Source organism: Bacteroides sp. AM54-2NS (genome assembly GCF_003602935.1).
Classification (GTDB): Bacteria; Bacteroidota; Bacteroidia; order Bacteroidales; family Bacteroidaceae; genus Bacteroides; species Bacteroides xylanisolvens.
On record NZ_QTMZ01000088.1, the window covers coordinates 1 to 8,273 of the forward strand.

The window sequence follows — 8,273 nt, forward strand, 5'->3', positions numbered from 1 at the left end:
CCTCCTGATAGTTTACTTTTTCTTTTGCCATAATCATTCTTGTTAAAGGTTACGGCGCAAAGATATGGCGGCTAACAACTTATGTCAAGGCGGAAAATAGAATGGTTACAAAGCAAACCAATATAATAAGAATACTATTGGTAGAAAGACTAAGAATTCGAATGAGTTAAATAGCACGGCCTAATTTTTTTTGCAAAGATAAATATAAAATAATTATTGATATTGTAAATGCATGTAATTTTGTTTACGTCTTATAAATAATTATGTTCTAAGAATAGATGTATATAGACACTCTATCTGTTTGGCATTGTTCTCAATAGAGTATAATGACGAAACATAATTATATGCTCGTTCGATGATTTCAGTGTATTGTTGTATCTGTTTTTGTTCTATATCTGTTAAATGGGTGGTTAATTGCTGTTCGTTGGTAAAACGAAGAGCAATTTCTTTATTGTATTTTCTTTGACCATTGTCAAATTGTTCTTTTGTTCCGGCAGTATCTTTTCCAATAACTAAGCATTTGTTAAACATAGCTTCTGCTGTAATTAGGCCAAATGCTTCAAAAGGTGATGGGACGATTAAAGCTGTTGCGCGATTCATTAGATCATATATTTGATTGGTGGGTAGTATTCCTTTAAGCATAATATTATTTTGTATATTGTATTTTTCTATTAGTCTATCAATTTTTTGTTTTGTCTTTGAAGAATAGTTCCCGGCAAGTATTAATTTGAAGGTACCTCCTCTTAGTAGATAGTCTTTATAGCTATTTAGTAGTGAAAAGATGCCTTTTTCTTTCACGATGCGTCCTACAAATAGAAAATACTCTTCTTTAGGAAGCTCTTTAGGTTTATAACTTTGCCTCAAAACACCGTCGTAAATAATAGTCGAGTTTTCCTCCTTTAGTTGGTAGAAATTATATATACCTTTTGTTATTGCTATATTGAAATTACCGGATTTGTGTAGTTGTTTTTTTAAATATGGAAGTGAGTAAGCGTGTGAATGTCCAAAATCTAAAGATTGATACTCTCTTAGGTGCCATATGTGTGGAATCTTTAGTGCTTGGGCTGCAGTAGCCCCAAACTGATATGCAGAAGAATTGGTATGGATAATATCAATCTTATATTGTTTGGATAATTCTATGATTTGTTTGGCAAAGAATTTCTTTTTATTTTTTAATTTAAGGGCATATATGGGACGAGTAATATAATTCCATAAATTTCTCTTTGAGGGATACCAGAAGAAGTCGTAGTTAAGAATACTATATGGTATATTTTCCGATTTCAATTTATCAATGGTTGATTGGCTAGCTAATTTCCCTAATATGATATAAGGCCTTATTTTGCATTTAAGTTCTTTAATTAAAGTGATTAATGCTTGGTCAGAGCCTCCTTCACCTACTGCTATGTATAAGACGTTAATCATTTTGATGGAACTTTATTGAATTTGGTTTATGACTTCTTTTGTTATGTGTATGGCATCTTTTTACGATGAACTATCTAATAATATTTTTTGGTAAAAGTACTACAAGTATTAAGACATATAATTCTATACCATATAAATTTGAAAAGGATTTTATTTCGCCACTTGCTATTTTTATAGGTCTCACGATAGAGCTTCATTTCTCTAAAAGCGCGTTTAAAGGGTGCCGATCCTTTAATGATATTTTTTATGCGTTTATATTCTTTCTTTTCTTGTATCGACTTTATACTTGATGGATTGAGTTCTCTGCTTTTTTTGTAGAATTCAATCTTTGATTGTGTGTCATTGGTATCATAAGCTAAAACAGGGAATGTATTGATGGTTTTATTGTATATTCTTGCATATTCATCAGCCATTTCTTTTACAGACTTCATTTCTTTTAAATAATGTCTGATATTCTCTTTTTTCTTTTGATATTCTCCTGCGATGTTTGATTTGACTGTTAAAATGAACTTAAAAATATCTTTTGCAGTACTGTGTATGGGGAAAATCCATCCTGCATCAATTGCTTTCACTCGTTCAGCTATAGCTCCTAAATCGAATGTGATTACAGGAATTTCAGCAATAAGGCTTTCTGATAAAGTATAGGAATATGTTTCTGGCCACATGGACATTAAACATACTAGTTTAATGTCGTTCTCAAGTAGTAGATTAGGTAGGTCTTTCTGTAAATATTCACCATGATAGATATAATTTTGTTTATTGGTGTTATATTTTTTATTTTCTGCCATTCCAAAGAGATGGATTGTTATCTCGGATTTTCTAGCTTCAGCTATTAACCCTTTTAAATATCTTAAACCTTTTTCTTCTGAAATCCCACCAATAAAAGCGATATTAAACTTTTCTTTTTTGTTTTTCTTTATGTTAGAATAATTCGATTCTTTGTTTGCTTGATTGTAGCCATGTTCTATTACGTCGATTGTTAGGTCTTTGTATATATCTAAAACAATATTCTTAGTATTGGAAGAGGGGACGATTATTTTCTTTGCTAATTTAAGATTCGAATAAAATTCTTTTCTCCATAACGGTATAAAATTAATATTCAGTTTAAACTTTTTTGATATGCATGAACTACATCCATTTTGGTTGTTATAATTACAAAGAAAAGTTTCCTCGTCGAAGAGTTTTACCGAAGGACATATTGAATAAAAATCATGCATTGTATATATAAAGGGAACGTTCTTCTCTTGTGCCACTTTGAAAATATCCAAATACATGTTTCTTAAGTGATGGATATGGATTAAATCTATTCTTAGGGCCGTTATCAATCTCTCAATATCTTTCTTGAAAACATCATTATAAAGATTTAAAGCTGTATATTGAGAATACATGCCTAGAGAAACAGTAATTTCGTCAGATGAAAAATAAGAGGTTAGATAGTATCTGAAATCATCCACAGAATAATAGATTACATGAAAATTAAATTCCTTTCGCATGTTTCTAATTAAATCATGTACATGCAATGTTGTTCCGCCGATGTTCCTTTCGTTGATCGCTTTGAACTCATGTATTACAATCAGTACATTCTTTTTAGAATACATATCTGTGTTATAACGCACATTCAGTTGTATCTCTGAGATCGGATTTTGTTGAACAAAAGCTTCTGTGTTTGCAAAGCATACTGGGTATCTCTCTTTTAATATTTGTAGATGAGAGTTTATCAAATTGGTCTTTTCTTGAGTGAAAGATTGGGTTCCTTTATGATAAATATATGTGTTATCACATAATAAATGTCTATATCCAGCTTGTAAACATCTATATGAGAAATCATTTTCTTCCCCATATCCTTTTCCAAAAGTTTCTTCGTCGAATAGACCTAGATCGTCTATTGCCTCTCTTTTAATATACATACAGAATCCGTGCGCAGTAGGAATATCAGGAAATAAATTCATGCTGCATTTTTCGACAATGTCAGCATATTCTTCTACACTTAAACCTGGAGGAATGGTGTTTTCTGCCAAAAAAACAGGTACAGATGCTAAAGTCGCGTTATTGGATAGGGGAGTAACAGTAGCTACTGCAGGTTTACTATATGCGCAGTTTTGTATTTTGGAAAGCCAATTTCTGGTTACTTCAGTGTCACTATTTAATAAGACTACATCATGGTGTGAATATTGCATGCCAATATTCACAGTTCGGACAAATCCTTGATTATCTTTGTTATCTATTAATATGATATTTAGCGATTGATTTTCTTTTATAAAAGAATTCAATAAGGGTAATATTCTTTCGTCTGTGCTTTTATCATTGACTAACAATAATGTGTGCTGGGTAAGATCTGTATGCTCAATTACTGTTTCAATGCACTTTTTGACAAAATCAAAAGCATTATAAATGGGTATTATAATATCGATATCCATAGTGCGTAAAAATTGTTAGATACAAAGGTATGAAGAAAAATAGAAGTGGCAAGGGAACTTACGTTTTATCTTGGAATAAAGACAGTTTTTAAAGTAATTGTTTGGGGCTAGTGTTATTTTTCGTATGTTTGTATAATTAAAATTTGAAATAAAGAAAGTTGTTTATTATTTAATATTAAAATGAAATCTGAAGAAGCTCCAATCATCTCGGTTGTTATAGCATGTTATAATCAGGGAATTTATCTTTCGGATGCTTTGAATTCATTGGAAAAGCAGACTTTTCAGAATTGGGAGGGGATCATCGTAAATGATGGGTCTACTGATGGTACAGAAGAAATAGCTTTGGAATATGTGAAGAAGGATGAAAGGTTCAAATATGTCTTTCAGGAAAATGGGGGTGTTTCTAAAGCAAGAAATATAGGAGCTGCACAAGCGTTAGGTACTTATATTTTACCTTTAGATGCGGACGATAAATTGGAGGAGACTTATATAGAAAAGGCCTTGTCGCATTTTACTCATCATCCGGAAACATTGTTGGTGTATTGTCAATGGGGCTTTTTTGGGGAAGCGACTAATCACAGTCAAGTATCTTATAAAGGTTATGCAAAGTTATTAGTCAACAACGAGATTTTTTGTTCATCAGTTTTTAGAAAGAGCGATATGCTCCGCATTGGTGGTTTTGATGAAGATATGCATTTGGGATTAGAGGATTGGGAATTTTATATACGCTTGTTGGATGAGCAAAGTGTTGTATATCAAATACAAGAACCTTTGTTTTTTTATCGAATTAAGGCGGTCTCTAAAAATGTAACCGCTGCTCAGAATATCGCGGAAGTTGAGAACTATATTTATCAGAAACATATAAGACGTTATTCGTTGTATTATGGAAGTGCAATTCTTTCTTTACGTCGATTGTTTCTTTGTGAGAAAGAGCTGGAAGATTGCAAAGCGCGAATTGCTCGGCACAAAAATAAGTGGTATCGCCGTTTGTTTTATAAATATATAAAGGGTAACCTGAAAAAGAAGTAGAATGAAACAGATTTCTATTATTACGATCAATTATAATAATGCTTCTGGATTGGAAAAAACAATTCGAAGTGTTGTGGAACAGACATATAATGAATATGAGTATATAATTATAGATGGTGCAAGTTCAGATAAAAGTAAAGAAGTTATTCAAGAATATCAACGGTATATAGATTTCTGGTGTTCTGAAAAGGATTCAGGAATTTATAATGCGATGAATAAAGGGATACAGAAGGCTTCTGGTGAGTATCTGTTATTCTTGAATTCTGGTGATGTATTGAACAATTCTGCCGTGTTAGCTGATATTCATGGTTTCTTATCTGGGGAAGATATTGTTTATGGGGATTTAGTTTTTGTGAGGGGGGATGGAGAAGAAACAGTTTTTATCTATCCTGATATCTTGACAGTGGATTATTTTTTGGAGCGCTCGTTGGGACACCCTGCGACATTTATTAAAAGGGAGTTATTTCGCAATTGTCTTTATACGGAAAGTTTAAAGATCGTTTCGGATTGGGAATTTTTTGTGAAGAAGATTATTCTGGAAGGATGTTCTTATCGACATGTAAAACGAACGATTAGTAATTTTGATACAAGTGGCGTTAGTTCTCTTTCAGCAAAAGAATGCAATAGAGAAAGGGAGTTGGTATTGAAACAATTGTTCTCACCTGTTTTACGTGAATATTTTCAAGAAGCAGAGCAATTGAAAAAGCTTCCTTTACTAGATGTCTTTTTACGTTTAAGTAAGACTCGCCGACTTCAGTATCGTATTAAACCGTTGCTCTTGTTTGTGTTAAAAATAGATGATTTTGTAGTTCGCAGAAAAAAGAAATGAATATTTTATTTCGCTAAAAAAGATATGTATGAATAATGAATTGACATTTGAACGTTATCAAGCATTGAATCGAACTTTTCGAAAAGAGCTTATTTTCCACTTAGGATCTGATGCTGGTTTTTACTCGGAGTTTAATAATATGATACTTGCTATAATATATTGTTTGCAATATCATATAAATTTCTATGTATTCTTTGGATGCGAATTTTAAGTATAAGGAAGGATGGAGAGATTTTTTTATGCCTTTCTGTGATGAGATCTCTGATTCTTTTCATCATAAGTATAATATGAGGTATGAAGATCCTTTTTTTGGAGCACATGGTTTTGAACGATTAAAAATATTATATTGGAGAATGCGGCATAAACATACATATCTAACTTCAGACTTGTTCTTTAATTTTAGGAATGTGGAGTTTGAACGAATGAGTTTCTCTATACCAGAGCTAGGACTTGCTGGAAATTTGCGTGAGATAGGGGGAGATATTATTAATAATTTGATATATCGTTTTAATGAACAGACAAAGGATGCAATAACGAATATGATAGATGCGTTGAATCTGCCAGATAAATATGTTGGATTTCATATTCGTGGTGGGGATAAATTTGTGGAGCATAAATTAGAACAATGTATTGGGTATATTTCTAAAGCAGAGCAGCTAACAACAGTTAGGGAAGCTTTTGTCTTAACAGATGATTATTTGATCATTGAGGCTTTGCGAAATGATTTTCCTCATTGGCGCTTTTATACATTAACAGGTTTAAATGAGCGTGGGTATTTTCATGCAGAGTTTCAGAAGTTAAATATGGAAGATAAAAAGGAAAATCTAGTGAAATTATTTGCTTCAATGGAGGTTTTAAGAAATGCGGACCTATTTGTTGGAACATATAGCTCTAATCCAGGAATGTTTTTAGGAATGTGCATGGATGAGAATCGAGTATATGGGATCGATTTTGACAAGTGGCTTTTATGGTGAGTATAATCAGAAAGAAATGAGTATGAAAGATAAAAAATTTGCGTTGATCTTTAGTAATGTTGATGAGTCTCATTTAGGAAAGGATGTCTTTTTAGTCCCTTATTATTGGTGTAAGGTGGTTGGTGCATCAGGTGTTATTGTTTATCCACGGAAAAAGGCACATGCGGAGTTGCCCCCTAAATATCGAGGGATATGCCTTGAACCTTTGCGTGAGTATTTAAAAAGAAGTAAGAAGTCTTATTGGATCAGTGCTCTTGTTTATTTATTGAGGGAAGCACATAAAATAGATATATTGATGCAATTTCATTTTTCTGATAATACTCTCTATATCGGTAATTTTTATAAGCTGTTACACCCTAAGGGGTTCTTGTATATTAAATGTGATGGGGAAATTTGGTTGGACCATTTTTTAAAAATATTAGAGGAGGGAAGGGGATTTAAGGGAGTGTGGAAACGCTTTTTGGTAACTCGATTGTTGAAGAAGGCTGATTTAATTTCGATAGAGACTGTTACAGGGTATGAAAAAATGCAAACACGGAAATATTGTGGGGTTAGTTTAAAGAATAAATCGGCTTTGCTAAGTAATGGCTTTGATGAAGACTTGCTTCACTCATTTTCTATAAAGGAACGAAAGTGTGTGGAGAAGGAAAATTTAATAATCTCTGTAGGAAGGCTCGGAACATATGAAAAAAATACGGAAATGATTCTAGATGCAGCAGAGAATGTGAATTTTGATGATTGGAAATTGGTCTTGATTGGTCCTGTTGAGCCTAATCTGAAAGAGCTGATTGAAGAGTTCTATATTAATAATCCTCATTTAAAGAATTCTGTGATATTTACAGGTCCAATTTATGATAAAAAGGAACTTTGGGAGTGGTACAATAGATCGAAAGTTTTTTTATTGACCTCACGAGAAGAATCGTTTGCTCTAGTCTTGATGGAAGCCTATCGGTTTAATAATTATATTGTATCTACAGATGTTGGCTGGGCGAGAACAGCAATTGATCAATCTATGGGTGAAATAATACCCCAAGATGATTCTAGTGCATTAAAGAGAAGTTTACAGAGAATTATAAATGGGAGTGTTACGATCTTTAATGACCATTATCATAAAATAGATGTTTCTTATGAGGCTGCTGTGAGAAATGTGCTTAAATGATTATTGTTGCGTGAATATTTTTTTATGTATTGATTTTGCATTTTAGGTCAGGATATTTTCCGAATAAATGAGAATCGTATTATTAGCAAGGTTGTTGGCGGAATATTGCTAAAATATATGTATATATTAAGCAGACGAATTGAAGTGAACTAAAAGCTGGAGAAACTGTTTTAGGAGTTACTTCAATTTGTGTATTTCTTTCCCCATTTTAATATTAGGTTATAAAACTTACAATCTTTTAATTTCATTCATACTGTCATCATATTCTTTGGAATCATTAAATAGGGCTACTTTCACATTATATCCTAATCAATGAAAAATCTCACCTATAATAAGAGCTTCTCTTTTATTTTGGCGAGATAGCATATAATGTAAATCTTTCTTTTTGTAATATAGCATATAATGTAAATCTTTCTTTTTGTAATATACTTCAGGTATATTAT

At 32.2% G+C, this 8,273-nt stretch carries 6 protein-coding genes; 4 read left to right on the forward strand and 2 right to left on the reverse strand.

The window, feature by feature from the left end; all coding sequences use genetic code 11:
* Nucleotides 1–261 precede the first annotated feature (261 nt).
* On the reverse strand, nucleotides 262–1,422 hold the full coding sequence (locus tag DXA05_RS25235; RefSeq protein ID WP_008024043.1) for a glycosyltransferase family 4 protein: 1,161 nt from the start codon (nucleotides 1,420–1,422) through the stop codon (nucleotides 262–264).
* Nucleotides 1,423–1,496: 74 nt separating this feature from the next.
* Nucleotides 1,497–3,839 carry a glycosyltransferase gene (locus DXA05_RS25240; RefSeq protein WP_008024044.1) on the reverse strand — a complete coding sequence of 781 codons (2,343 nt, stop codon included), beginning with the start codon at nucleotides 3,837–3,839 and terminating at the stop codon, nucleotides 1,497–1,499.
* A 180-nt stretch (nucleotides 3,840–4,019) separates the two neighbouring features.
* On the opposite strand from DXA05_RS25240, the gene DXA05_RS25245 reads away from it, so the two are divergent.
* From DXA05_RS25245 to DXA05_RS25260, 4 genes are all read left to right on the forward strand, one after another.
* Nucleotides 4,020–4,868, forward strand: a complete 849-nt coding sequence (locus tag DXA05_RS25245; RefSeq protein ID WP_008024046.1) for a glycosyltransferase family A protein — start codon at nucleotides 4,020–4,022, stop codon at nucleotides 4,866–4,868.
* 1 nt (nucleotide 4,869) lies between these two features.
* Complete coding sequence (locus DXA05_RS25250) at nucleotides 4,870–5,697, forward strand: glycosyltransferase family 2 protein (RefSeq protein WP_008024048.1); 828 nt, start codon at nucleotides 4,870–4,872, stop codon at nucleotides 5,695–5,697.
* A gap of 185 nt (nucleotides 5,698–5,882) precedes the next feature.
* Entirely contained in the window at nucleotides 5,883–6,671 is a 789-nt protein-coding gene (locus DXA05_RS25255; protein ID WP_284515705.1) for a hypothetical protein, read from the forward strand.
* A gap of 22 nt (nucleotides 6,672–6,693) precedes the next feature.
* Complete coding sequence (locus tag DXA05_RS25260; protein ID WP_157462244.1) at nucleotides 6,694–7,830, forward strand: glycosyltransferase family 4 protein; 1,137 nt, start codon at nucleotides 6,694–6,696, stop codon at nucleotides 7,828–7,830.
* The last annotated feature ends 443 nt before the right edge of the window (nucleotides 7,831–8,273 follow it).